Raw genomic sequence first — 23735 nt, 5'->3', positions numbered from 1 at the left:
AGTAAGCGCGGGACAGGCTGTGGATAAAAATGCCGCTCGATTCGGCGGTAAAGTTATCCACATCTTTCCCCACCCCTTGGGGGCTAGTAATGCAGAGGGTTTCGAGGTCAGAAATCCTTTTGTTTACAAAGGCTTAGTCGTGTTTTCCCGCGATTCTGGCCCTACCAGCACCACCAAGCTTTTGATTTATTCCACATTTTTTTAAAGCATAGGGGCACGGAACCACATGCGTTTCACACTGCAGCGCGAAGCCTTTCTCAAGCCGTTGGCACAAGTCGTCAACGTGGTCGAACGCCGCCAGACCCTGCCGGTTCTGGCTAATTTCCTGGTTCAGGTCCAGAACGGACAGCTGTCGCTGACCGGTACGGACCTGGAAGTGGAAATGGTGTCGCGGATCGCGGTGGAAGATGCCCAGGACGGCGAGACCACCATCCCCGCCCGCAAGCTGTTCGAGATCATCCGCGCCCTGCCCGATGGCAGCCGGATCACCGTCTCGCAGACCGGTGACAAGATCACCGTGCAAGCCGGGCGCAGCCGTTTCACCCTGGCAACGTTGCCGGCCAATGACTTCCCGTCGGTAGACGAAGTCGAAGCCACCGAGCGCGTCGCCATCGGCGAAGCGACCCTGAAGGAACTGATCGAGCGCACCGCGTTCGCGATGGCCCAGCAGGACGTGCGCTATTACCTCAACGGTCTGCTGTTCGACCTGCGCGGCGATACACTACGTACCGTGGCGACCGATGGTCACCGCCTGGCGCTGTGCGAAACCGAGCTGGAAAAAGCCAGCGGCGCCAAGCGCCAGATCATCGTGCCGCGCAAGGGCGTGACCGAGCTGCAGCGTTTGCTGGAAAACGGCGACCGTGAGATCGAGCTGGAAGTTGGCCGCTGCCACGTCCGCGTCAAGCGCGACGATGTGACCTTCACCTCGAAGCTGATCGACGGTCGCTTCCCGGATTACGAGGCCGTGATCCCGATCGGTGCGGACCGTGAAGTGAGGGTCGATCGCGAAGCCCTGCGTGCGTCGCTGCAACGTGCCGCGATTCTCTCCAACGAGAAGTACCGCGGTATCCGCGTGGAGTGCTCGTCGGGCAACCTGAAGATCAGCGCGCACAACCCGGAGCAGGAGGAAGCCCAGGAAGAGATCGAGGCCGATACCACGATCAGCGATCTGGCCATTGGCTTCAACGTGAACTATCTGCTGGACGCGCTGTCGGCACTGCGCGATGAGCATGTCGTGATCCAGCTGCGCGATTCCAACTCCTCTGCCCTGGTGCGTGAGGCCAGCAGCGAGAAGTCCCGCCACGTGGTGATGCCGCTGCGTCTCTGACCAGAGCCGCGCAGGTTCCACGTGGAACCGCGTTGTTTTGAGAAGCCCGGCACTGCCGGGTTTCTTTTTGGGTGAAGCAAACGATGTTCCACGTGGAGCATCAGCGCACTGGTGGCAAAAGCTGATTGCAGTGCCTGGATCAACTGAGCCGCTGCGCGAAAACCAACGCCAGAACCAAGCGGTCAGCAGCAGGTCGCCGGGGACCGAGCCGTGATTGTCAGCAGTATTTGATCCGCTTGAGGATCAGGTCCATGGCGATCTGCAACTTGACCTGGGGCAGAGCAATCCTTGGTCCAAGCCGATCGCCTGCTGCGGCATCTGTCGATTCTGGACGAATCTACGTTGCGAACGGTCGGAATTTATTCCTTGCTCCGGCGCGGCGCGGGAGGCGGCTTTTGAACGGCTGGATGACTGCTCTATGCTTTTAAAAACTGTATATAAATCTAAAGCTAGGTGGTGGTGGTAGGACCAGATTTGGTTGAAAAGTAGGTTAAGTACTTGGTTTTTAAGGAGAATGCAGCCTCGAAACCCCCGGTAAAACAGGGCCTGAGCCTGGGGGTGATCCTGTGGATATGTTTAGAGGGGGCGCAGAAGGTCTTTTTTATCCACAGATTGCCCATGGGATGTGCATAAGTCATACATGGGGGGTGTGGGCAGTCTCGTTTGGGTCTGCGCGGCAGTCATTCATTTCTGACGCCCGGTAGGACGGCTGCTTCCGTGGAATTCAAAGAATCTGCCTCTGGCAGCGCGATCGACCTGGAGGGCGTCGTGGAAATTCGGGCAAATTTCTTTAAATCTGCAGCCCCGCAGTGCTGCGCGCGCTTCAGATTTGAAGGAATTCGAGCTGTCTTTGGCATTGCCACGCGACGGCGACGGACGTGTTCCACGTGGCACAGCGCAGGCGTGCCGTCTCCGGCCGATCGCGCTTCCGCACCTCATGGCCTAGAAGGCAGATGGCCATTGCCCGGATGACCGACGACTGATCGATCGGTTTGGTTCAGAGCTGGCGGCTCCACCGCAGGCCACTCCAAGGCAGGCCGGGCACCACGTGGAACCGGGGCAATGCAGTAAGCTGATCGATTCCCCCTGCCCGTCTGCCGCCCCGTGCGGCGTTGATCGTCCGTATGCATATCCGCCGTCTGTCCCTGCACCAGGTCCGCCGCTTCGATACCGTCGAACTGGCACCGCAACCGGGCATCAATCTGATCACCGGCGACAATGGCGCCGGCAAGACCAGTGTCCTGGAGGCGTTGCATGTCATGGCGTACGGGCGCAGCTTCCGCGGACGTGTACGGGATGGGCTGGTGCGGCAGGGCCGGGACGCGCTGGATGTCTTCGTGGAATGGGAGGAGCAGCGCGAAGGTGCGGACACTCCGACGCGGCGCAAGGCCGGGCTGCGCCACAGCGGTCAGGAATGGAAAGGTCGACTGGACGGGGAGGATGTGGCCCAGCTGGGGACGCTTTGCGCCGCGCTGGCGGTGGTGACCTTCGAACCCGGCAGCCACGCCCTGGTCAGTGGCGGTGGCGAGCCCCGACGTCGGTTCCTCGATTGGGGTTTGTTCCACGTGGAACCAGACTTCATGGGGCTGTGGCGGCGGTATTCGCGCGCACTCAAGCAGCGCAATGCCTTGCTCAAACAGGGAGGGCATCCCTATGCCCTGGACGCGTGGGATCGCGAGCTCGCCGAGGCCGGCGAACCGCTGACCACCCGGCGGCAGCACTACCTGGAGCGGCTGCAGGAGCGCACCGTGGAACTGGCCGCCATACTGGCCCCGAATCTGGGTATCCAGTCGCTGAGCCTGAGCCCCGGCTGGCGCAAACAGGAACTGTCGCTGTCCGACGCCCTGTTGTTGGCCCGCGAGCGCGACCGGATGGCCGGCTACACCTCGGTGGGGCCGCATCGGGCCGACTGGAGTGTCGGGTTTGAGGCCATCCCCGGCCGGGATGCGCTATCACGTGGCCAGGCCAAGCTGACCGCCCTCACCTGCCTGTTGGCACAGGCGGAAGACTATGCCGAGCAGCGCGGCGAATGGCCGGTCATTGCACTGGACGACCTGTCTTCGGAGCTGGATCGCCATCATCAGGCGCGGGTGTTGGAGCGGCTGAAGGCCGGCCCGGCACAGATCTTCATCACCGCCACCGAAGTTCCGGCGGCGCTGATGGACGCAACGGATATCACCCGGTTCCACGTGGAACATGGACAGGTCCAGCCTGTGCCATAGTGGTCCCCCCAGGGGCCACGGTGCCCGGCTGGTATAATTGCTGTTGCAACCCCTTATTACTCGGCGCCCCGCCTCACCGCGGCGGACCGACCTGCGGAGCCTACGGCAAGCGCAATGACTGAAGAACAGAACATCCCCGCAAACAGCGGCAACTACGACGCCAACAGCATCACCGCCCTGGAAGGCCTCGAGGCTGTCCGCAAGCGTCCTGGTATGTACATCGGCGACGTCCATGACGGCACCGGTCTGCACCACATGGTGTTCGAGGTCGTCGACAACTCGATCGACGAAGCCTTGGCCGGCCACGCCGACCATGTGTCGGTGATGATCCACGCGGACGGTTCGGTCTCGGTGTCGGACAACGGGCGCGGCATCCCGACCGGCAAGCATGAGCAGATGAGCAAGAAGCTCGATCGCGAGGTCTCTGCCGCCGAAGTGGTGATGACGGTCCTGCACGCCGGTGGCAAGTTCGATGACAACAGCTACAAGGTGTCTGGCGGCCTGCACGGCGTCGGCGTCAGCGTCGTCAATGCGCTCTCGCAGAAGCTGCTGCTGGATATCTACCAGGGCGGTTTCCACTACCAGCAGGAATTCGCGGATGGTGCTGCGGTCAACTCGCTGAAGCAGGTCGAAGCGAGCACCAAGCGCGGTACCACCCTGCGCTTCTGGCCGTCGGTGAAGGCATTCCACGACAACGTGGAATTCCACTACGACATCCTGGCCCGCCGCCTGCGCGAACTGTCCTTCCTGAACTCCGGCGTCAAGATCGTGCTGGTCGACGAGCGCGGCGATGGCCGCCGCGACGACTTCCATTACGAAGGCGGCATCCGCAGCTTCGTGGAGCACCTGGCGCAATTGAAGACGCCGCTGCACCCGAACGTGATCTCGGTCACTGGCGAGTCCAACGGCATCGTCGTGGACGTGGCACTGCAGTGGACGGATTCCTACCAGGAAACGATGTACTGCTTCACCAACAACATTCCGCAGAAGGACGGCGGTACCCACCTCGCCGGTTTCCGCGGTGCACTGACCCGTGTGCTCAACAACTACATCGAGCAGAACGGCATCGCCAAGCAGGCCAAGATCAACCTGACCGGCGATGACATGCGCGAAGGCATGATCGCGGTGCTGTCGGTGAAGGTGCCGGACCCGAGCTTCTCCAGCCAGACCAAGGAAAAGCTGGTCAGCTCGGACGTGCGCCCGGCGGTGGAAAGTGCGTTCGGTGCGCGTCTGGAAGAATTCCTGCAGGAAAACCCGAACGAAGCCAAGGCGATTGCCGGCAAGATCGTGGACGCGGCGCGTGCACGTGAAGCGGCCCGCAAGGCGCGCGATCTGACCCGCCGCAAGGGCGCGCTGGATATCGCCGGTCTGCCGGGCAAGCTGGCCGACTGCCAGGAAAAGGATCCGGCGCTGTCCGAACTGTTCATCGTCGAGGGTGACTCGGCAGGTGGTTCGGCCAAGCAGGGCCGCAACCGCAAAAACCAGGCCGTGCTGCCGCTGCGCGGCAAGATCCTCAACGTGGAACGCGCCCGCTTCGACCGCATGCTTGCCTCGGACCAGGTCGGTACGCTGATCACCGCGCTGGGCACCGGCATCGGCCGGGACGAGTACAACCCGGACAAGCTGCGTTACCACCGCATCATCATCATGACCGATGCCGACGTCGACGGCGCGCATATCCGTACGCTGCTGTTGACCTTCTTCTACCGTCAGATGCCGGAACTGATCGAGCGTGGCCACATCTACATCGGCCTGCCGCCGCTCTACAAGATCAAGCAGGGCAAGCAGGAGTTGTACCTGAAGGATGACCCGGCGCTGGATGCATATCTGGCCAGCAGCGCCGTGGAAAACGCGTCGCTGATCCCGGCCGAGAGCGAGCCGGGCATCGAAGGCGTGGCGCTGGAGAAGCTGCTGCTTTCCTATGCCTCGGCGCAGGAGACCATCGCGCGCAACAGCCATCGCTATGATCGCCAGGTGCTGGAAGCGCTGATCGATTTCACCCCGATGGACCTGGAGCACCTGCGCAAGGCCGGCGCCGACGAAGGCCTGGCCGCGCTCGCGACCCGCCTCAACCAGGGCAGCCTCGGTTCGCCGCGCTACACGCTGGAACTGCAGGAACCGACCGACGAGCGTCCGGCTGCCGTGCTGGTCACCCGACGCCACATGGGCGAACAGCTGATCCAGGTGTTGCCGCTGGCCGCATTCGAAACCGGCGAACTGCGTGCCCTGCACCAGTCCTCGCTGCTGCTGCACGGTCTGGTCCGCGCCGGTGCCAAGATCAGCCGCGGGGCCAAATCGGCCGAGATCGGCAGTTTCGCAGAGGCACGCAACTGGCTGCTGGATGAAGCCAAGAAGGGCCGCCAGATCCAGCGATTCAAGGGTCTGGGTGAAATGAATCCCGAGCAGCTGTGGGACACCACGGTCAATCCCGACACCCGTCGACTGCTCCAGGTGCGGATCGAAGATGCCGTGGCTGCGGACCAGATCTTCAGCACGCTGATGGGCGACGTGGTCGAGCCGCGCCGTGACTTCATCGAAGACAACGCGCTGAAGGTCGCCAACCTGGATATCTGACACAATCGGGGCAAGGCCGGCCGGGTGCGACCCCGGCCGGCCATCGCTCCCCGATGCCAGGAATCCGATGTCCGCTACCACCCCGGCGTCCATGACGCCTCCGTTGCCTCCCGCCGTTCCATCATCGCCGCGCAGGCCGGGTTCCCCGCTCGCGGGGTTCTTCATCGATCTGGGCATCGGCGCGGCAGTACTGCTTTCGCTGAGTCTGATCAGCGGGCTGATCTGGGGCCTGTATCGGGGGGCCATCGTCGGCTACCAGGCCGCGCGCGACGGTGCGGATGCGTCCGCTGTTGCCGGGCTCGCCCAGCAGCTCGGCCAACCCGGTGCCCTCGCCCAGATCCTCATGGCCCTGGTGGCCACCGGTGGCGCGGCCCTGGTGCTGTATTTCTTCCGCCGTCGCGCGACGCCCGCCGAGCGGACACTCTCCTTCCAGGCGGCGCGTCGTCCCTCCACGTGGGGCTGGACCCTGCTGGTCGCCACCGGGGTGATCATCGGCAGCAACCTGATTGCCTGGCTGGCCAAACAGGGCGGCATCGAACCGGTGCCGACCAATCTGGCGCTGATGGAACAGGCGATGACCCGCTTCCCGTGGTTCCTCGCGCTGTTTGCCGTGGTGCTTGCGCCGGCCTATGAAGAACTGCTGTTCCGCCGGGTCCTGTTCGGGCGCCTGTGGCAGGCCGGTCGACCGCTGCTGGGCATGCTGCTGAGCAGCCTGGCCTTCGCCCTCGTGCATGAAATTCCCGGCACCAGCGCCAACGGTCCTTGGGAAATCGCCCAGCTCTGGCTGGTTTACGGCGGCATGGGCGCGGCCTTCGCGTGGCTCTACCAGCGCACCGGCACGTTGTGGGCGCCGATCACCGCGCATGCATTGAACAATGGCATCGCGCTGGCGGCGCTGATGTTCCTGGGCATCCAATGATCGACCACGCGGCTTGACGAAAATTTACGTCGCCACGTTCCACACTGCGCATATGAACACGGGGGATCGCACATGAAACCGGTGCTGTTGGGAATCGCCATCGCCATGCTGGTGAGCGCTTGCGCCACCACGACCTCGCCGACCGGTCGCCGCCAGATGATCGGCGGGGTATCGCAGGCCGAGCTGGATCAGCTCGGCGCACAGGCCTTCACCGAGACCAAGTCCAAGGGGACGCTGAGCAAGGATCCGAAGCAGAACGCCTACGTGCAGTGCGTGGTGAACGCGCTGGTCGCCCAGCTGCCCCCACAGTACCGTGGCGTACGGTGGGAGACGGCGTTGATGGTCGACAAGGAGCCCAATGCCTTCGCCCTGCCGGGCGGCAAAGTCGGGGTCAATACCGGCATCTTCACCGTCGCCAGGAACCAGGATCAGCTGGCTGCGGTGATCGGGCACGAGATCGGGCACGTCATCTCCCGCCACCACGAAGAACGCATCACCCGCCAGATGGGGGCGCAGACCGGTCTGTCGGTGCTTGGCGCATTGGCAGGCGCCGCCTACGGTGAAGGCGCGGCCAGTACCGTCAGCCAGCTCGGCGGTGCCGGCGCCCAGGCGGCCTTCCTGCTGCCGGGGTCGCGGACCCAGGAAAGCGAGGCCGATATCGTCGGCCAGCGGCTGATGGCCGAGGCCGGCTTCAACCCCGCCCAAGCGGTGGACCTGTGGCAGAACATGATGGCTGCCAGCGGCGGCCGGTCACCGCAGTGGCTGTCCACCCATCCCGATCCCGCCAACCGGATCCGCGAACTGCAGCGAGACGCGCCCTCCCTGAGTGGTGTATACCAACAGGCCCAGGCCGCCGGACGGCGGCCGAAGTGCGGTTGACGCGCCCGCATACGACTAAAAGATGCTGTATTGCAGCATCGGAAACGATTTCTCACGCCATCAGTTTCTGATACGTTTGGCGGCTCAGATTTTTCTGACAGTCCGTTTTGATGCCGCTGCGGCGGTTCGATCGAGGTGAAAGATGATTTTCAGCAACCACAAGCAAGCCGTCCTTTCCGTCCTCATCGCGACCGCTGTAAGTGGCGCCATGATCACCGATGCCTTCGCCCAGTCCCGCTCCTCGGAACGCGGCAACCGTGGCGGCAAGAAGCAGGCCAAGGCAGAAGTGCTCTACCCGGAGGCGACCCGCCAGGAGCCGGAGCAGAAGTCCTCGGCCAAGGTCGGCCCGAAGCTGCAGAAACTGATTGACAGCTACAACGACCAGAAGTTCCCGGAGACGCGCGCGCAGGCCGACGAAATCCTGGCCAACCCCGCTGCCAACACCTACGACAAGTCGCTGGCCGCGCAGCTCGCCTCGCAGGCGGCCTACCAGCTGGATGACGTCGCCGCGGCCAAGAAGTACCTCGAGCAGGTGCTGCAGCTCGGCGGCCTGGACAACAACGGCCACTACCAGTCGATGCTGATGCTCGGCCAGCTGCAGCTGCAGGACGACCAGATCAACGAAGGCCTGGCGACTCTGGACAAGTACTTCGCCGAGACCAAGTCGAACAAGCCTGAAGAGCTGATCGCCAAGGGTCAGGCCCTGTACCAGGCCGAGCGCTACGCCGAGGCCGTCCCGGTGCTGCAGCAGGCCATCGCCGCCTCGCCCGAGCCGAAGGACAACTGGAACCAGCTGCTGATGGCCGCCATGGCCGAAGCCGGCCAGACCGGTGAAGCGGTCAAGCAGGCCGAAGCGCTGGCCGCCAAGAACCCGAACGACAAGAAGGCCCAGCTGAACCTGGCCAGCATGTACATGCAGGCCGACCAGATGGACAAGGCCGGCGCGGTGATGGGCAAGCTCTACACGGCCGGCCAGCTGACCGACGAGCGCGAGTACAAGCAGCTGTACTCGATCTACGCCAACAGCGAGAACAAAGAAAAGGACGTCATTGCCGTTATCAATGATGGCCTGCAGAAAAACATCCTGAAGCCGGACTATCAGGTATACCTGGCCCTGGCCCAGGCGTACTACTACTCCGACCCGCAGCAGACGGACAAGGCGATCGAGGCGTGGCAGAAGGCTGCCCCGCTTTCCAAGGACGGCGAGACCTACCTGAATCTGGCACGCGTGCTGCATTCGGAAGGTCGCATTCCGGAGGCCAAGCAGGCCGCCCAGCAAGCGCTGGCGAAGGGTGTGAAGAACCAGGCGGATGCCAAGAAAATCATCAACCTGAAGTAAGTAGGAATAACGCCTGAACGCCTGCACAAGTGATGCGCAGGCGCTCAGGATTGGTATAAGCTTGGAGGTTCCTGCGGTGTCATGCACCGCTGATCATGGGCTACCTGTCCCCGGGTATCCCGGCCCCACTAATGAGCTCTTGGCGCATGACGGAACAACTAGTCGTTCACAGGTACGAACAACGCGATGACACCGGCCTCTCCTGGCCGCGTATCGTGGGTATCGCTTTTGTAATCGCACTGCATCTCGCCGCCTTCATGATGCTTCTGATCCCGGCTGTGGCTCCCAAGGCCGTCGCGGAGAAAGAACGCAACATCATGGTGACCCTGGTCGACGCTCCGCCGCCGCCCCCACCGCCGCCGCCGCCGCCGCCGCCGGATGACACCCCGCCGCCGCCGGTGAAGAACCTGTCGCCGCCGAAGCCGTCCCCGGTTCCGCCGCCGCCGCAGGCTCCTGTGGTCGATATCCCGGACCCGCGTCCGACCGACATCGTCACGCCGCCTTCGCCGCCGTCGCCGCCGCAGCCGCCGAGCACCATCGAGGCAAGCGTCGACATCTCGTCGAAGAACATGAACCCCCCGCGTTACCCGCCGGCCGCGTTCCGTGCTGGTATCCAGGGTGAAGTCATCCTGATCATTGACGTCGATGCCAATGGCAACGTCACCAATGTGTCGGTCGAGAAGTCCAGCCGTAACCGTGACCTTGACCGCGCCGCCATGGAAGCAGCTCGCAAGTGGAGCTTCCGTTCCGCGGAATCGGGCGGGAAGAAGGTCGCAGGTCGCGTTCGCGTCCCGGTCAACTTTGCGCTGAACTGATAGTGGCCGGTGGCCCGCCGGCCACCGCCCCTAGCGGTTATTTCTAGCAATACCCTTTATCACCACACACAACAAAGGTAAGCGTCATGCTGCAGGAACTTTTCATCGCCGCTGCTGCCGGGGGCAACTCCAACGCCCTGTCGCAGATGGGCTTCGAGCACCTGATCCACGAGATGACCACCCAGCCGGGTGACTTCGCCGTCTCCTGGGTCGTGCTGCTGACCCTGATCATCATGTCGGCCATGTCCTGGTACTGGACCGTCATCAACATCTTCCGCGCCACCCGCCTGAAGGCTGCTGCCGACAAGGTCGTGAGCCTGTTCTGGGACACCCCGAACGCCCAGGACGCCATCCGTGCGATGGAAGAACAGCCGGCTTCGGAGCCCTTCTCCAAGATCGCTCTGGACGCTGCACAGGCTGCTGCGCACCACCAGCGTTCGGAAGGCGGCACCTCGGGTGGCCTGGGTGAAAACCTGAGCCGTTCGGAGTTCGTCGATCGCGCCCTGCGTCAGGCCGTGACCCGCGAAAGCAACAACCTGCAGTCGGGCATGACCCTGCTGGCCACCGTCGGCGCGACCGCTCCGTTCGTGGGTCTGCTGGGTACCGTGTGGGGCATCTACGGCGCGCTGATCAAGATCGGTGCCACCGGTTCCGCCTCGATCGACGCCGTTGCCGGCCCGGTGGGTGAAGCACTGATCATGACCGCCATCGGTCTGTTCGTGGCTATCCCGGCCGTGTTCGCCTTCAACTTCTTCAGCAAGATCAACAGCGCCACGATCAGCAAGTTCGATACGTTCGCTCACGACCTGCACGACTTCTTCGCCACCGGTTCGCGCGTTCGCTAATAGCGACGCGCGTCACCCAGCGAGAACGTAGTCAACACGATCTAGACGGAGCCCGTTATGGCTTTCAGTAGTGGTAACAGCGGCGGCCCCATGGCCGACATCAACGTTACGCCCCTCGTGGACGTGATGCTGGTGCTGCTGATCATCTTCATCATCACGGCGCCCCTGATGTCCCACAAGGTCAAGGTGGATCTGCCTGAGGCCAACCTGGTGCAGAATCCGGAAGACGCTGAGAAGCGTTCGAGCCCGATCACCTTGGCAGTCAAGGAAGACGGCTCGATCTACTGGAACGACGAGGAAATCGACAAGCAGACGCTCGAGTCGCGCTTGGCGACCGCCGCCCAGCAGACCCCGCAGCCGCCCCTCAACCTGCGTGGTGATCGCACCACCAAGATGCGCGTCATCAACGAGATGACGAAGATCGCGCAGGAACAGGGCATGCTCGACGTTGGCTTCGTCGCCACCAAAGAGAAGGGGCAGTAAGCCATGGCGTTCAGTACTGGTGGTAACAAAGGCCCCATGGCCGACATCAACGTCACGCCCCTCGTGGACGTGATGCTGGTGCTCCTGATCATCTTCATCGTCACCGCGCCGATCATGACGTACCCGATCGCCGTTGACCTGCCGCAGCGCGTGCTCAACCCACCGCCGGTGACTGTCGAACCGCCGCCGCCGATCGAGCTGAAGGTGGACGCCAGCAACCAGGTGTCGTGGAACAACAGCCCCGTGGCTGTGAGCGAGCTGCAGCAGCGCATGGAGCAGGAAGTCCAGCGTGATCCGACCAACCAGCCGGAACTGCGCATCGATGCCAGCCCGGACTCCGAGTACGACGTGATGGCCAAGGTGTTGGCTGCCGCGAAGAATGCTCAGATGAAGAAGATCGGCTTCGTGCAGCAGTAATACGCAAGACGCAGTCATGACGCGACTGGAAAACGCCCCTGGAAACAGGGGCGTTTTTTTTGTGCCGACCGCCGCCGATACACGCCGGCGGCACGCCGCCCGCTATGATCCGGCCATGCTCGCAACCTTCGACGTCTTCGGGGACTGGCTGGACGCCATCCCCCACCTCCGCCCCCTGATGGTGGCGGCCTACATTCTGTATCTGCTGTGGCTGACCGGCTGGATCATGCTGCAGAAGCGCGAGCCGGTCGCCACGCTGAGCTGGATCCTCTCGCTGGCGGCCCTGCCCTATCTGGGCCTCTTCATCTATTACCTGCTCGGCCCGCAGAAGGTGAAGCGGCAGCGCCTGCGCCGTGGCCGCTCGCGCTCGGGCATGGAGCACTACAGCAGCGTCTGCCCACCGGACGCGGACTGCACCGAGCTGGCCAAGATCGCGCAGGCCACCACCGGCCTGTCGCCAAGCTCGGCCACCGAAGTGGAGTGGCTGGTCGACGGCGCGGCCACCTACAGCGCGCTGCTGGCCGCCGTGGCCAAGGCGCAGGATCACCTGCACCTGGAGTACTACATCTTCAATCCGGACCACGCCGGCACCGCGCTGCGCGATGCGCTGACCGAGCGTGCCGCGGCAGGGGTTCGGGTACGCCTGCTGCTGGATGCGGTCGGCTCCTCCTCCATCCGCAAACGCTTCCTGCAGCCGCTGCTGGATGCCGGTGCCGAGGTGGTCTGGTTCCATCCGCGGCAGCTGCTCAAGCCGTTCAAGCGGCCATGGTTGAACCTGCGCACGCACCGCAAGCTGGTCATCGTCGACGGCCTGCAGGCCTTCACCGGCGGCATCAACATCACCGATGAGGAAGATGAGAGCGTACGCCCGGATGCGTATCGCGATCTGCACATGCGCCTGCGTGGGCACGTGGTGCGCAGCCTGCAGCTGGTCTTCATCGAGGACTGGATCTACGCCACCGGCCAGGAACCGGCGCGCTTCAACATCGCGCAGCTGTGGCCGGAGACGATGCCCAGCCGCAGCGAGGGCAGCATCAACGCGCAGGTGCTGGTCTCCGGCCCGGACTCCTCATGGGAAACCATCCATCGCCTGCACGTGGCCGCCATCCACGAAGCGAAGGAGCGGGTCTGGCTGGTCACGCCTTACTTCGTCCCCGGCGAAGCCGCGCGCATGGCACTGACCTCGGCCGCGCTGGGTGGCCTGGACGTGCGCCTGCTGGTGCCCAAGATGAGCGACTCCTGGTTCGTTACCCAGGCCGCGCGCTCCTACTTCGACGAGCTGCTGCAGGCCGGGGTCAAGATCTACGAATACGGCCCGCGCATGCTGCATACCAAGGCCTTCATCGCCGATGACGACGTGTGCATCGTCGGCAGCGCCAACTTCGATCACCGCAGCTTCCGGCTCAATTTCGAGCTGTCGATGATGATCAGCGACACCGGCCGGGTGGCGGCGCTGGCCGAGATCCTGCTGGCCGAGTACAGCAGTGCCTCACCGGTGCGCAACGATCGCCAGCGCTCGCTGTGGCGGCACCGTGTGCCGGAGGCCTTCGCGCGCCTGGCCTCGCCGCTGCTGTAGCCATCGCTCCCCGTGGAACCACACCCGGCGCCGGCGCTACACTGGCCCGGTCAATCGGGGAGAACGACATGTACTGGCTGTTTCTGCTGTTCGCGCTGGCCTGTTTCGGCATGGCGCTCAAGACCCCCCACATGGGGCTGATGGCGCTGTCGCTGCTGGGCACCCTGGTGTTCCTGCTGGCGTGGGTCCGCGGCCTTTACGTGGCCCGCTTCGGCGATGTGCAGCCCACCCGCGCGGCCATCACCGATCCCAACGAACTCCGTCGGCTGCGGGAGCTCGCCCTCCAGGCGCGTACCCGGACCGCTCAGGGTGAATCCGACCCCTCGTAGTGCCATGACCCAACTCAGCGTCAACGTGAACAAGATCGCCGTCCTGCGCAACTCGCGCGGCGGCACCGACCCGGACGTGCTGCAGGCTGCCCGTGCGTGCCTGGATGCCGGTGCGCACGGAATTACCGTGCACCCGCGCCCGGACCGCCGCCACATCCACGCCGAGGACGTGCTGGCGCTGTCCGCGTTGACGGCCGAGCGTGGGGTGGAGTTCAACATCGAGGGCAACCCGTTCGCGCCACCGCGCGAGGGCTACCCCGGGCTGCTGCCGCTGTGCGCGCAGACCCGCCCTGCCCAGGCCACCCTGGTGCCGGATGGCGATGGCCAGCTCACCTCCGACCATGGCTTCGATTTCGGCCGTGATGCGCAGCGCCTGCGCCCGCTGATCGCCGAGTTGAAGGCGTACGGGTGCCGGGTCAGCCTGTTCGTGGACGCCGGCAATCCCGACCTCGCCCAAGCCGCCGGGATCGGGGCCGACCGCGTGGAGCTCTACACCGGCCCCTACGCCGAGGCCCATGCCGCTGGTGACGCCACGGCCATGCTGGCCGTGTTCGCCGATGCAGCCCGGCGTGCGCAGGCGGCCGGCCTGGGGGTCAACGCCGGGCATGACCTGTCGCAGGACAACCTGGCGGCGTTTCTGCAGGCGGTACCCGACGTGCTGGAGGTCTCCATCGGCCACGCCCTGATCAGCGAGGCGCTGTACAACGGGCTGGATGCCACGGTGAAGGGGTATCTGCGGCTGCTCTGATGCCGGTGCGTCCCCATGCCGCGTAACGTGCCCGAGATCCGGTAGGAGCCGACCGTTGGTCGGCTCTGGCAGGCGCTCCCTCCCTGTGGATAATTTTGGGGATCAATCCGATTCCCTCCGCCGGCAAACCTTTGCTGCCAAGGGTTTCACTTCCAATTACGCCTGTGGTTAGTAATAATACTAACCATGGATATCTCCTATAGCCCGCTGCGCCCGGCGACGACGTCTCATTTCCTGAGACCTCACGGCAATAGCCTTTGACCATGGGTATTGCGATCAAAGGCCGAGGTTCCCGCACGCATCTGGCGGGCCGCTTCGAGGTCACCGTCAGCGAAGCGATGGACGACGGCTGGGCGCCGGACGAAAGCGAGGAGTTCGCCGCGCCGCGGCTGCGTACCGAAGTGCGCGCCGAGACCGCGCGCAGCATCATCAGCCGCAACAAATCGCCGGACGTCGGCTTCAGCCAGTCGGTGAACCCGTATCGCGGTTGCGAGCATGGTTGCTCGTACTGTTTCGCCCGGCCCTCGCACGCCTATCTCAATCTCTCGCCCGGTCTGGACTTCGAGACCAAGCTGTTCGCCAAGACCAATGCGCCGCAGCTGCTGCGCAAGGAATTCTCGCGCCCCGGCTATGTGCCGCAGCCGATCGCACTGGGCATCAACACCGACGCCTACCAACCGATCGAGCGCAAGCTCAAACTCACCCGTCAGCTGATCGAGGTGATGCTCGAAACGCAGCACCCGTTCTCGTTGATCACCAAGAACGCGCTGGTCGAGCGCGACATCGACCTGCTCGCACCGCTGGCTGAAAAGCACCTGGTCAGTGTGCACTTCTCGGTGACCTCGCTGGACCCGCATCTGTCGGCAAAGCTGGAACCGCGCGCCTCGGCCCCGCATGCACGGCTGCGCGCGATGCGTCGCCTGAGCGATGCCGGCATCCCGGTCGGGGTGATGGTCGCGCCGGTGATTCCGTGGATCAACGATGCCGAACTGGAAGCCGTGCTCGAGGCCGCCCACGATGCCGGTGCCTCCACCGCCGGCTACGTGCTGCTGCGCCTGCCGCTGGAAGTGGCGCCACTGTTCCGCGATTGGCTCGACACCCACCATCCAGACCGCGCCACGCACGTGATGAGCACCATCAACCAGCTGCGCGGCGGCAAGGACTACAACAGCCAGTTCGGCACGCGCATGCGCGGCGAAGGCGTCTACGCCGACCTGCTGTCCAACCGCTTCAAGCTGGCCCGCAAGCGCCTGGGCTTCGATGCGCAGCACAGCCACTGGCCGAAGCTGGACTGCACCCGCTTCCTGCGACCGTTGCCGCCGCGGGCGGAGTCACCGCAGGGCTCGTTGTTCTGATCAGCCCCCGATGGACTTTAGGGCGCGCCCGCCCAACAATCGGGCCCAGGCGCCGCGCCGCGGTGGCCTGACGTCCACATCGGATATCCAGGGGGATCCACATGTCATCGGCAGCCACCTCGGCCGCGTCGAACGCGGCCAGCATCGCGATCAATGCCGCCATCACCGCAGCGGTGCAGCAGCAGCGCGACGCGGTGATCGCACACTTCACCGGACGTCAGGCGCTGTCTCCGCAGAGTGCGATCGCGGCCGACACCATCGACCCTGCATTGCAGATACCGCTAAAGTACTACCGCGACAACGGGGTCATCCGCGACGCGGGCAGTGATCGTCTGTATCTGGATCTGGACGTGTTGGCCGGGCTGAAGGCCAAGGCGAAGCGCACCGGGCGCAATGTGCTGGTCACGGTGATGGTGCTGGCGGTCGCGGTGGTGATTGGCGCCGTGCTGCTGGTGGCGACACGCTGATCAGTCTGCTCCGAACAGTTTCTGCGCACTCTGGAAAAGAACCCAGCTCGTCGCAATGAACTTGTCCCCACCCAGCGGCCGGTTACCCCGGTGCGTGTGGGTAAACGCCGTCGGTGCGAGCAACAGGCTGCCCGTGCGCGGCGCAATCTTGCGGCCCTGGAACAGGAACTCGGTTTCGCCGGCGTCGAAATCGTCGTTGAGATAGAGCGTCCACAGCAGGTGGCGGTGCAGCGTTTCGCCGGCCGGATCGCGCGGATACAGCTCGCAGTGCCAGTACGGATAGCCGCCCTCGCCCGCCGCATACCATTGCAGATTGATGGCACCGGGACGCAGGCAGGTGCGGGCCAGATCCGACAAGGTGGCATCGTCCATGTCGGGAAAATCCTCGGCCGCCAACCGGCGCGGCTGGCCCTGGCTGTCCTGGATCTGCAACATCAACGGCGAGATCAAGGCCTGTGGATAACGGCGTAGATAAGTCAGCAAACCCTTGAAAACCGCCTGCTGCAGCACCGCTTCGGCCTGCCGCCACTCGGGGCGCCCGCTGATGCGCAGATCCTTGCTGTGCTTGAGTTCCGGGAACACACCGCTGCCCACTTCGCCCGGCTGCAACTGCGCACTGGATCGCATCTGGGCCTGCAGGGCCGCGCAGACCTCGTTGGGAACGGCGTTGTGGATTACTTCGATGAAATCGAGCGGCGCGTCGGCAGTCATGGGATTGTCCGTGGGCACGAATGGCCGATGGTGACCGCTGCCGTGGCCGATGTCACGCCGTTGCCACGTCACAACAGGGCTGACCGATCGGCCAGCCCTGTGTAGGAAATCAACCTGCCGCGCTGTCGTGTTCGCGGTGGTAACGGGTGGCTTCTTCCACCTCGTTGCGCGAGCCGAGGAACACCGGCACGCGCTGGTGCAGCTGATCGGGCTGGATCTCGAGAATGCGCTCGCGGCCGGTGGTGGCGGCGCCACCGGCCTGCTCGACCAGCAGGCCCATCGGGTTGGCTTCGTACATCAGGCGCAGCTTGCCGGCCTTGGACGGATCCTTCTTGTCCCACGGGTAGATGAAGATGCCGCCGCGGGTCAGGATGCGGTGCACGTCGGCGACCATGCTGGCGATCCAGCGCATGTTGAAGTTCTTGCCGCGCGCGCCTTCCCTGCCGGCCAGCAGATCCTGCACGTAGCCCTGCATCGGGGTTTCCCAATGCCGCTGGTTGGACATGTTGATCGCGAACTCCTGGGTGTCCGCCGGGATCTGCATGTCCGGCGTGGTCAGCACGAACTCGCCCTTCTCGCGGTCCAGGGTGAACGCATGCGTGCCGTGGCCAACGGTGAGCACCATCTGCGTGCTCGGCCCGTAGATGCAGTAGCCGGCCGCGACCTGCGCGGTGCCCGGCTGCAGGAAGCTGGCGTCGTTGGGCTGCTCGGTGCCCGGTGGGCAGCGCAGCACCGAGAAGATGGTACCGACGGACACGTTGACGTCGATGTTGGAGCTGCCATCGAGGGGATCGAACAGCAGCAGGAAGTCACCGCGCGGGTAGGTGTCGGGCACCGGCTGGCAGTGATCCATTTCTTCGGAGGCACAGGCAGCCAGGTGACCGCCCCAGGCGTTGGCTTCCAGCAGGATCTCGTTGCTGATCACGTCCAGCTTCTTCTGCGCTTCGCCCTGCACGTTGCCGGTACCGGCTTCGCCAAGCACACCGCCCAGCGCGCCCTTGCTGACCGCGATGGAGATGCTGGTGCAGGCGCGGGCAACGACCGCGATCAGCTGGCGCAGATCGGCGTTGATGCGGCCGGCATGTTGCTCTTCGATCAGATAGCGGGTCAGCGACGTCTGGGACATGGAATCAGGCGGCCTTCAAAGGGGAAGCGCCTATTGTCGCCCTTCGCCGGAGCCATTACGAGGCGCCGGTCGCCGTAACCGTTCCCACCGCGCGCAACGCGCTACCGGCGCGGCAAAGAAAAACGGCCGCACAGGGCGGCCGTTCTTCCTCACCGGGGCGATGCCGCTCAGCCCTTGCTGACGGTCGCCACGGCCTTGGCCACGTACTCCAGGTTGCCCTGGTTCAGTGCGGCCACGCAGATGCGGCCGGTGCCCACGGCGTAGATCGCGAACTCGTCGCGCAGGCGGTCCACCTGGGCACGGCTCAGGCCCGAGTACGAGAACATGCCGGCCTGGTCGTTGATGAAGGCGTACTCCGGTGCCCCGGCGGCGACCAGGTTTTCCACCAGGCCATGGCGCAGGGCGTGGATGCGCTCACGCATCTCGGTCAGTTCCGCTTCCCAGACCTGACGCAGCTCGACGCTGTTGAGCACGCCGGACACCAATGCCGCACCGTGGTTGGACGGGCTGGAGTAGATCGTGCGGATGATCCGCTTGACCTGCGACTGCACCGCCTTGGCCGCGTTCGCGTCCGGGGCGACCACCGACAGCGCGCCGATGCGCTCGCCGTACAGCGAGAACGACTTGGAGTACGAGTTGGCGACCACGAAGCTGTCGATGCCGGCCTCGGCGATGATGCGCACGGCGGCGCCATCTTCGCTGATGCCCTTGTCGAAGCCCTGGTAGGCCATGTCGATGAACGGGAACAGCTGGCGGTCCTTCAGCAGTTCGGCCACCTGCTTCCACTGCGCGACGGTGAGGTCGGCACCGGTCGGGTTGTGGCAGCACGCGTGCAGCAGCACCACGGTGCCCGGCTGCAGCTTGCCGAGGTCGGCCAGCATGCCGTCGAAGTCCACGCCATGGGTGGCGGCATCGAAATAGGTGTAATCGACCACGTCGAAGCCGGCCGCGCCGAACACCGCGCGATGGTTTTCCCAGCTCGGGTTGCTGATGGCGATGGTGGCGTGCGGCAGCAGCTTGTGCAGCAGGTCCGCGCCGACGCGCAGCGCACCGCTGCCGCCGATGGTCTGCGAGGTGGCCACGCGGCCGGCGGCCAGCAGCGGCGAGTCCTTGCCGAAGACCAGCTCGCGGGTGGCCTGGTTGTAGGCCGGCAGGCCGTCGATCGGCAGGTAGCCGCGCGGTTTGGCGTCATTCGCCAGCTGCTGTTCGATCTTGTTCACGGCGCGGAGCAGCGGGATGCGGCCGCTCTCGTCGTAATAGATGCCCACGCCCAGGTTGACCTTGATCGGACGGCTGTCGGCGTTGTAAGCCTCGGTCAGGCCCAGGATCGGGTCGCCTGGGACCAGTTCCACATTTGCAAAGAAGGACACGGCGGTACTCATTCGGATGACGGAAGGGGGAGGGTGGCGCGACGCAGATTTGGCGGCAGAATCAGCCAAAACCGACCCATCGTAACAAAGCCCTGCCGAGGGCGCCGAGGCGGTCGTCACGTCCCCTTCCGTACCATGGCGTGCGGCACGCCCATTCACCGAGGATCCCGCCCCGCATGCTCCGTCTTACCCCGCTGGCCCGCCACTGTGCACTGGCCTCGGCCGTGTTGCTGCCATCGCTGGCGCAGGCCCAGAACACCCCCGCCTCCGCCGCCCCGATCGAGCGGCTGACCACGGTCCAGGTCCAGGCCGCGCGCGTGGCGCAGGTGGCCGATATCGACCTGCCGGCCTCGCTGAGCACGGTCTGGGTGGACGAGGACCGTACCGGCCCGCTGGCCCAGCTCTCCGAGGCGCTCAACGGCATCCCTGGGGTGGTCGCCCGCGATCGGCAGAACTACGCGCAGGACACCCAGCTCTCGATCCGCGGCTTCGGCGCGCGCTCGACCTTCGGTGTGCGCGGTGTGCGCGTGCTGGTGGACGGTGTGCCGGCCACCATGCCCGACGGCCAGGGCCAGCTCTCGCACGCCAGCCTGCTCTCGGCGCAGCGCGTGGAGGTGCTGCGGGGTCCGTTCTCGGCGCTGTACGGCAACTCCTCCGGCGGCGTGGTCCAGGTCTGGAGCGCGGACGGCGCCGACGGCGATCCATGGCGCCTGCGGGTGGATACCGGCAGCGACAACACCGTGAGCGCCGGCGCCCAGCTGCGCGGCGTGCAGGGACCGATCCGCTACAACGTGGCCGCCAACCACTTCCGCACCGATGGCTGGCGCGACCACAGCCAGGCCCGGCGCGAATCGGTCAACGCCCGCCTGGGTACGGATGTCGGCGGCGGCCAGCTGGATCTGGTCCTGAACTACTTCGATGCGCCCGACGCGCAGGACCCGCTTGGCCTCACGCGGGTCCAGGTGCGCGAGGACCCGCGCCAGGCCACCGCAGTGGCCACCCAGTACAACACCCGCAAATCCGTACGCCAGGCCCAGGCCGGGCTGGTCTTTACCCGCACCGAAGGCGCGCAGACCTGGCGTGCGATGGGCTATGCCGGCCAGCGCAGCGTCGAGCAGTACCTGGCGATCCCGCCGGGGCCGCAGGCCAATCCACTGCATGCCGGCGGGGTGATCGATCTGGACGGTGATTACGGCGGTCTCGACGCGCGCTGGGCCTGGCACGGCGATTGGGCCGGACGACCGCTGGATGTGGTGATCGGCGCCAATGCCGACCGTCAGCAGCAGGATCGCCGTGGTTACGAGAACTTTGTTGGGGATCAGGTCGGCATCAAGGGCCGTCTGCGCCGTGACCAGAGCGACCGGGTCGAGAACGTGGACCAGTTCGCGCAGGCGTGGTGGCAGTGGGCGCCGCGCTGGTCGCTGCTGCTGGGGGTGCGCCACAGCACGGTCCGGTTCCGCTCCAACGACCACTACATCACCGCCGGCAATCCCGACGACAGCGGGTCGCGTCGTTACCAGGCGACCACCCCGGTGGCCGGCGTGGTGTTCCGCGCCAGCGATGCATGGCGGCTGTATGCCTCGGCCGGCCGCGGCTTCGAGACCCCGACCTTCAACGAGCTGGGCTACCGCGCCGATGGCCAGGCCGGGCTGGCGCTGGATCTCTCGGCCGCGCGCAGCCGCAACCTGGAAGTGGGCAGCAAATGGCATGGGCAGAGTGGCGCGCAGGTCGAGGCCGCGCTGTTCCGCGCCGATACCGATGACGAACTGGCGGTGGCCAGCAACACGGGCGGCCGCAGCACCTACCGCAATATCGGCCGCACCCGCCGCCAAGGCGCGGAGGCCAGCTATGTGCAGCCGCTGGGCGCGCGGGCGGATCTCTCGCTGGCCTACACCTGGATCGAGGCCTCGGTGCGTGACCCGTATGCGCTGTGCGCGGCCACGGGCTGCAACACGGTGGCTGCCGGCTCTCGCCTGCCCGGCGTGCCCAGGCAACAGTGGAACGCGCGGGTGCAGTATCGCCCGGGTCCGTGGCAGTGGGCGGCCGAACTGGTGGCCTCCAGCGACACCGTGGTGAATGATCTGGCCACGGAAAGCGCGCCGGGCTACGCCCTGCTCAACTTGGAAGTGTCGCGGCGCTGGACTACGTCACAGGGCACGCTGCGTGCCTTCGCGCGGATCGACAATGCCTTGGACCAACGCTACATCGGCTCGGTGATCGTCAACGATGGCAACCAGCGCTTCTTCGAGCCCGGACCGGAGCGCCGCTACAACGTGGGCCTGCAGTGGCAGTGGGCGCCCTGAACAAGGGGCTTACCTGGGCGGTTTGGCCGGCACGAACGGTGAGGTCGGGTCGCTGGCCGGAAAGGTCTCTTCCAGCGCCTCGTCCTGGTTGTCGCTGGCGTGCTCCTTGCGCTGGCGGCGCTGGTATTCATCTTCGCGGCGATGATGGCCGGCGGGGCCTTTCTCGCCGGCCGCCGAATCCTTGCGGTCGCGCGGGACGGGATCCGGGGTGACCGCCACCGGCAGGTTATCGGGCTCGTCATTGGGCACGGACATACCGGCGCCGCGGTCTTCGGCGTCCTGGTTGTCATGTTTGGCGCGCTGCTCTCCGGGGACCGGTGCAGTGGCGTCGCGCAGGGGATCGCGTGGCATGGGAGTTCTCCAGAGCTGAGAGCCCCACTACAGCGCGCGGCGGGTGAAGTCACTGCGAATCCCGGTGCATCAACGAATCTGTCACGGCTGGATAACGGCGGCGGGTCTATTCCTGCCTCCCCCACCGCTGTCGGAGTCGTGTCATGCCCCGCCTGGACCGCCGTGCCGCACCTGCGTTGTTCAACGCCTACCTGCAGCCGGAACGGAGCGGGCGCCGCGCGCGCCGCGACCGCGCCGAGGACGCGCAGGCGGTCGCCCAGGACTACCTGCAGTACATGCGCAGCGACTATGAGCAGCGTCGCAGCCACGGACGCCGCAGCTGGCGCGATCTCTACCCGGCCTATGCCTTCGCGCTGACCACCCATTACGCGGACTGGCCGCGCGGGGCCGACGACACCGATGGCGAACTTGCCGAGCACTGGGAACAGATGCGCGGTCAATCGCGGCTGGGCTGGCCGCAGGCACGTGCGGTCGTGGAAGACGCCTGGCTGGCGCTGGACCACATGCCGGCCGCGGGGGTGCACGGCCTGCTGCAGTAGCAGCGGCCATGCAGCCACGGCCTGCACAGGCCGGACACAGGCGTTTCACGCGAGCCGCGGTACAGCTGCCCTCCCTGTAGTGTTGGAGTGGCGCCACCATGGCCCGACCGATCTGGACCGGCACGCTGTCATTCGGGCTGCTCAATGTCCCGGTGTCGCTGATGTCCGGCGAACGCAATGTCGACCTGCACTTCCGCATGCTGGATTCGCGCGACCGCAAGCCGATCCGCTTCGAACGGGTCAACGCCGATACCGGCGAGGAAGTGCCGTGGAAGGAGATCGTCAAAGCCTACGAGTACGACAAGGGCAGCTACGTGGTGCTGGAAGAAGACGACATCCGCTCGGCCGCGCCGCAAAGCCATGAAGCGGTCGAGGTGGAGACCTTCGTCGACGCCGCCACGATCGATCCGCGCTACTACGAGAAGCCCTACCTGCTGGTGCCCGCCAAGAAAGCCGAGAAAGGCTACGTGCTGCTGCGCGAAACGCTGCGCAGTACCGGCAAGGTCGGCATCGCGCGGGTGGTGGTGCGCACGCGCGAGTACCTGTGCGCGGTGATGCCGCACGGCGATGCACTGGTGTTGATGATCCTGCGTTATCCACAGGAGCTGGTGGACCCGGACGAGTACAAGCTGCCCAGCGGCAGCCTTTCCGAGTACCGCATCAACAGCAAGGAAACGGCGATGGCCGAGCAGCTGATCGCCTCGATGTCCGGCGAGTGGAAGCCGGACGAGTACCACGATGAGTTCCGCGAGCGCCTGCACGTGCTGCTGAAAAAGCGCATCAAGGCCAAGGGCGGCACCACCAAGGTGGAGGAAGAGCCGACCCCGCGCGAGGACGATGCGACCAACGTGGTCGACTTCATGTCCCTGCTGCAGAAGAGCCTGGATGCCAAGAAGCGCACGCCGGCCGCGAAAAAGGCACCGGCGAAGAAGGCCACGGCCAAGGTCGCCAAACCCGTTGCGGCCAAAAAGGCGACCAAGACAGCGGGCAAAGCGGCCAAGAAGACCACCAAGCGCGCACCCGCGCGCAAAGCCGGGTAA

General features: G+C 65.2%; 22 protein-coding genes. 18 read left to right on the top strand and 4 right to left on the bottom strand.

Features of this window, described 5'->3' with window-relative positions:
* Positions 1–226: 226 nt before the first annotated feature.
* The 15 genes from dnaN to AC07WC_RS08615 all read left to right on the top strand — a co-directional run bounded on the left by dnaN (position 227) and on the right by AC07WC_RS08615 (position 16295).
* On the top strand, positions 227–1327 hold the full coding sequence (dnaN, locus tag AC07WC_RS08685; RefSeq protein WP_495209644.1) for a DNA polymerase III subunit beta: 1101 nt from the start codon (positions 227–229) through the stop codon (positions 1325–1327).
* A gap of 1124 nt (positions 1328–2451) precedes the next feature.
* Positions 2452–3549 (top strand): DNA replication/repair protein RecF, encoded by a 1098-nt coding sequence (gene recF, locus AC07WC_RS08680; protein WP_495209643.1) that lies wholly within the window; start codon positions 2452–2454, stop codon positions 3547–3549.
* Between the two features lie 114 nt (positions 3550–3663).
* Positions 3664–6123 carry a DNA topoisomerase (ATP-hydrolyzing) subunit B gene (gyrB, locus tag AC07WC_RS08675; protein WP_495209642.1) on the top strand — a complete coding sequence of 820 codons (2460 nt, stop codon included), beginning with the start codon at positions 3664–3666 and terminating at the stop codon, positions 6121–6123.
* 67 nt (positions 6124–6190) lie between these two features.
* Positions 6191–7042, top strand: coding sequence for a CPBP family intramembrane glutamic endopeptidase (locus AC07WC_RS08670; RefSeq protein ID WP_495209641.1), 852 nt, complete (start codon positions 6191–6193; stop codon positions 7040–7042).
* 72 nt (positions 7043–7114) lie between these two features.
* Positions 7115–7921 carry a M48 family metallopeptidase gene (locus tag AC07WC_RS08665; protein WP_495209640.1) on the top strand — a complete coding sequence of 269 codons (807 nt, stop codon included), beginning with the start codon at positions 7115–7117 and terminating at the stop codon, positions 7919–7921.
* A gap of 142 nt (positions 7922–8063) precedes the next feature.
* Positions 8064–9260: a heme biosynthesis protein HemY gene (locus AC07WC_RS08660; RefSeq protein ID WP_495209639.1), complete on the top strand. Its 1197-nt coding sequence runs from the start codon at positions 8064–8066 to the stop codon at positions 9258–9260.
* A gap of 146 nt (positions 9261–9406) precedes the next feature.
* On the top strand, positions 9407–10075 hold the full coding sequence (locus AC07WC_RS08655) for an energy transducer TonB (RefSeq protein WP_019184054.1): 669 nt from the start codon (positions 9407–9409) through the stop codon (positions 10073–10075).
* Positions 10076–10161: 86 nt separating this feature from the next.
* Positions 10162–10920, top strand: coding sequence for a TonB-system energizer ExbB (gene exbB, locus AC07WC_RS08650; protein WP_019184055.1), 759 nt, complete (start codon positions 10162–10164; stop codon positions 10918–10920).
* Positions 10921–10977: 57 nt separating this feature from the next.
* Positions 10978–11403, top strand: coding sequence for an ExbD/TolR family protein (locus tag AC07WC_RS08645; protein WP_019184056.1), 426 nt, complete (start codon positions 10978–10980; stop codon positions 11401–11403).
* Between the two features lie 3 nt (positions 11404–11406).
* Positions 11407–11820 carry an ExbD/TolR family protein gene (locus tag AC07WC_RS08640; protein WP_019184057.1) on the top strand — a complete coding sequence of 138 codons (414 nt, stop codon included), beginning with the start codon at positions 11407–11409 and terminating at the stop codon, positions 11818–11820.
* A 115-nt stretch (positions 11821–11935) separates the two neighbouring features.
* Positions 11936–13396, top strand: a complete 1461-nt coding sequence (gene cls, locus AC07WC_RS08635; protein ID WP_495209638.1) for a cardiolipin synthase — start codon at positions 11936–11938, stop codon at positions 13394–13396.
* A 68-nt stretch (positions 13397–13464) separates the two neighbouring features.
* Positions 13465–13725, top strand: a complete 261-nt coding sequence (locus AC07WC_RS08630) for a hypothetical protein (protein WP_421100025.1) — start codon at positions 13465–13467, stop codon at positions 13723–13725.
* 4 nt (positions 13726–13729) lie between these two features.
* The gene (locus AC07WC_RS08625; RefSeq protein WP_495209637.1) at positions 13730–14473 is read left to right on the top strand and encodes a pyridoxine 5'-phosphate synthase; all 744 of its coding nucleotides are present in this window, start codon (positions 13730–13732) and stop codon (positions 14471–14473) included.
* A 263-nt stretch (positions 14474–14736) separates the two neighbouring features.
* Positions 14737–15828, top strand: coding sequence for a PA0069 family radical SAM protein (locus AC07WC_RS08620; RefSeq protein WP_346481163.1), 1092 nt, complete (start codon positions 14737–14739; stop codon positions 15826–15828).
* A 101-nt stretch (positions 15829–15929) separates the two neighbouring features.
* The gene (locus AC07WC_RS08615; protein WP_495209636.1) at positions 15930–16295 is read left to right on the top strand and encodes a hypothetical protein; all 366 of its coding nucleotides are present in this window, start codon (positions 15930–15932) and stop codon (positions 16293–16295) included.
* Here the strand turns inward: AC07WC_RS08615 and AC07WC_RS08610 are convergent, their stop codons facing one another.
* The 3 genes from AC07WC_RS08610 to AC07WC_RS08600 all read right to left on the bottom strand — a co-directional run bounded on the left by AC07WC_RS08610 (position 16296) and on the right by AC07WC_RS08600 (position 19502).
* Positions 16296–17006, bottom strand: coding sequence for a 2OG-Fe(II) oxygenase (locus AC07WC_RS08610; RefSeq protein ID WP_495209635.1), 711 nt, complete (start codon positions 17004–17006; stop codon positions 16296–16298).
* 109 nt (positions 17007–17115) lie between these two features.
* Positions 17116–18132, bottom strand: coding sequence for a class 1 fructose-bisphosphatase (locus tag AC07WC_RS08605; protein ID WP_495209634.1), 1017 nt, complete (start codon positions 18130–18132; stop codon positions 17116–17118).
* Positions 18133–18299: 167 nt separating this feature from the next.
* Positions 18300–19502, bottom strand: coding sequence for an amino acid aminotransferase (locus tag AC07WC_RS08600; RefSeq protein WP_495209633.1), 1203 nt, complete (start codon positions 19500–19502; stop codon positions 18300–18302).
* 176 nt (positions 19503–19678) lie between these two features.
* Between AC07WC_RS08600 and AC07WC_RS08595 the strand changes: the two genes are divergently transcribed.
* Positions 19679–21805, top strand: coding sequence for a TonB-dependent receptor family protein (locus AC07WC_RS08595; RefSeq protein WP_495209632.1), 2127 nt, complete (start codon positions 19679–19681; stop codon positions 21803–21805).
* Between the two features lie 9 nt (positions 21806–21814).
* Here AC07WC_RS08595 and AC07WC_RS08590 read toward each other — a convergent pair whose 3' ends face one another.
* Positions 21815–22156 (bottom strand): hypothetical protein, encoded by a 342-nt coding sequence (locus AC07WC_RS08590; protein ID WP_495209631.1) that lies wholly within the window; start codon positions 22154–22156, stop codon positions 21815–21817.
* A gap of 143 nt (positions 22157–22299) precedes the next feature.
* Between AC07WC_RS08590 and AC07WC_RS08585 the strand changes: the two genes are divergently transcribed.
* Both AC07WC_RS08585 and ku read left to right on the top strand, forming a co-directional pair.
* Positions 22300–22695 carry a hypothetical protein gene (locus tag AC07WC_RS08585; RefSeq protein WP_495209630.1) on the top strand — a complete coding sequence of 132 codons (396 nt, stop codon included), beginning with the start codon at positions 22300–22302 and terminating at the stop codon, positions 22693–22695.
* A gap of 98 nt (positions 22696–22793) precedes the next feature.
* On the top strand, positions 22794–23735 hold the full coding sequence (gene ku / locus AC07WC_RS08580; protein WP_495209629.1) for a non-homologous end joining protein Ku: 942 nt from the start codon (positions 22794–22796) through the stop codon (positions 23733–23735).

This window comes from Stenotrophomonas sp. GW821-FHT01H02A, assembly GCF_059422145.1.
Note: the sequence above shows the minus strand (reverse complement) of the source record. Positions and strands in the feature narration are given on the sequence as shown.

Excerpts from the sequence above, each read along its gene's own strand:
- AC07WC_RS08610 (WP_495209635.1), bottom strand. The coding sequence starts at position 17,006 with ATGACTGCCGACGCGCCGCTCGATTTCATCGAAGTAATCCACAACGCC.
- AC07WC_RS08630 (WP_421100025.1), top strand. The coding sequence starts at position 13,465 with ATGTACTGGCTGTTTCTGCTGTTCGCGCTGGCCTGTTTCGGCATGGCG.
- AC07WC_RS08655 (WP_019184054.1), top strand. The coding sequence starts at position 9,407 with ATGACGGAACAACTAGTCGTTCACAGGTACGAACAACGCGATGACACC.
- AC07WC_RS08645 (WP_019184056.1), top strand. The coding sequence starts at position 10,978 with ATGGCTTTCAGTAGTGGTAACAGCGGCGGCCCCATGGCCGACATCAAC.
- cls (WP_495209638.1), top strand. The coding sequence starts at position 11,936 with ATGCTCGCAACCTTCGACGTCTTCGGGGACTGGCTGGACGCCATCCCC.
- AC07WC_RS08625 (WP_495209637.1), top strand. The coding sequence starts at position 13,730 with ATGACCCAACTCAGCGTCAACGTGAACAAGATCGCCGTCCTGCGCAAC.
- recF (WP_495209643.1), top strand. The coding sequence starts at position 2,452 with ATGCATATCCGCCGTCTGTCCCTGCACCAGGTCCGCCGCTTCGATACC.
- AC07WC_RS08665 (WP_495209640.1), top strand. The coding sequence starts at position 7,115 with ATGAAACCGGTGCTGTTGGGAATCGCCATCGCCATGCTGGTGAGCGCT.
- ku (WP_495209629.1), top strand. The coding sequence starts at position 22,794 with ATGGCCCGACCGATCTGGACCGGCACGCTGTCATTCGGGCTGCTCAAT.
- AC07WC_RS08595 (WP_495209632.1), top strand. The coding sequence starts at position 19,679 with ATGCTCCGTCTTACCCCGCTGGCCCGCCACTGTGCACTGGCCTCGGCC.
- AC07WC_RS08620 (WP_346481163.1), top strand. The coding sequence starts at position 14,737 with ATGGGTATTGCGATCAAAGGCCGAGGTTCCCGCACGCATCTGGCGGGC.
- dnaN (WP_495209644.1), top strand. The coding sequence starts at position 227 with ATGCGTTTCACACTGCAGCGCGAAGCCTTTCTCAAGCCGTTGGCACAA.
- exbB (WP_019184055.1), top strand. The coding sequence starts at position 10,162 with ATGCTGCAGGAACTTTTCATCGCCGCTGCTGCCGGGGGCAACTCCAAC.
- AC07WC_RS08615 (WP_495209636.1), top strand. The coding sequence starts at position 15,930 with ATGTCATCGGCAGCCACCTCGGCCGCGTCGAACGCGGCCAGCATCGCG.
- gyrB (WP_495209642.1), top strand. The coding sequence starts at position 3,664 with ATGACTGAAGAACAGAACATCCCCGCAAACAGCGGCAACTACGACGCC.
- AC07WC_RS08660 (WP_495209639.1), top strand. The coding sequence starts at position 8,064 with ATGATTTTCAGCAACCACAAGCAAGCCGTCCTTTCCGTCCTCATCGCG.
- AC07WC_RS08640 (WP_019184057.1), top strand. The coding sequence starts at position 11,407 with ATGGCGTTCAGTACTGGTGGTAACAAAGGCCCCATGGCCGACATCAAC.
- AC07WC_RS08605 (WP_495209634.1), bottom strand. The coding sequence starts at position 18,132 with ATGTCCCAGACGTCGCTGACCCGCTATCTGATCGAAGAGCAACATGCC.
- AC07WC_RS08585 (WP_495209630.1), top strand. The coding sequence starts at position 22,300 with ATGCCCCGCCTGGACCGCCGTGCCGCACCTGCGTTGTTCAACGCCTAC.
- AC07WC_RS08590 (WP_495209631.1), bottom strand. The coding sequence starts at position 22,156 with ATGCCACGCGATCCCCTGCGCGACGCCACTGCACCGGTCCCCGGAGAG.
- AC07WC_RS08670 (WP_495209641.1), top strand. The coding sequence starts at position 6,191 with ATGTCCGCTACCACCCCGGCGTCCATGACGCCTCCGTTGCCTCCCGCC.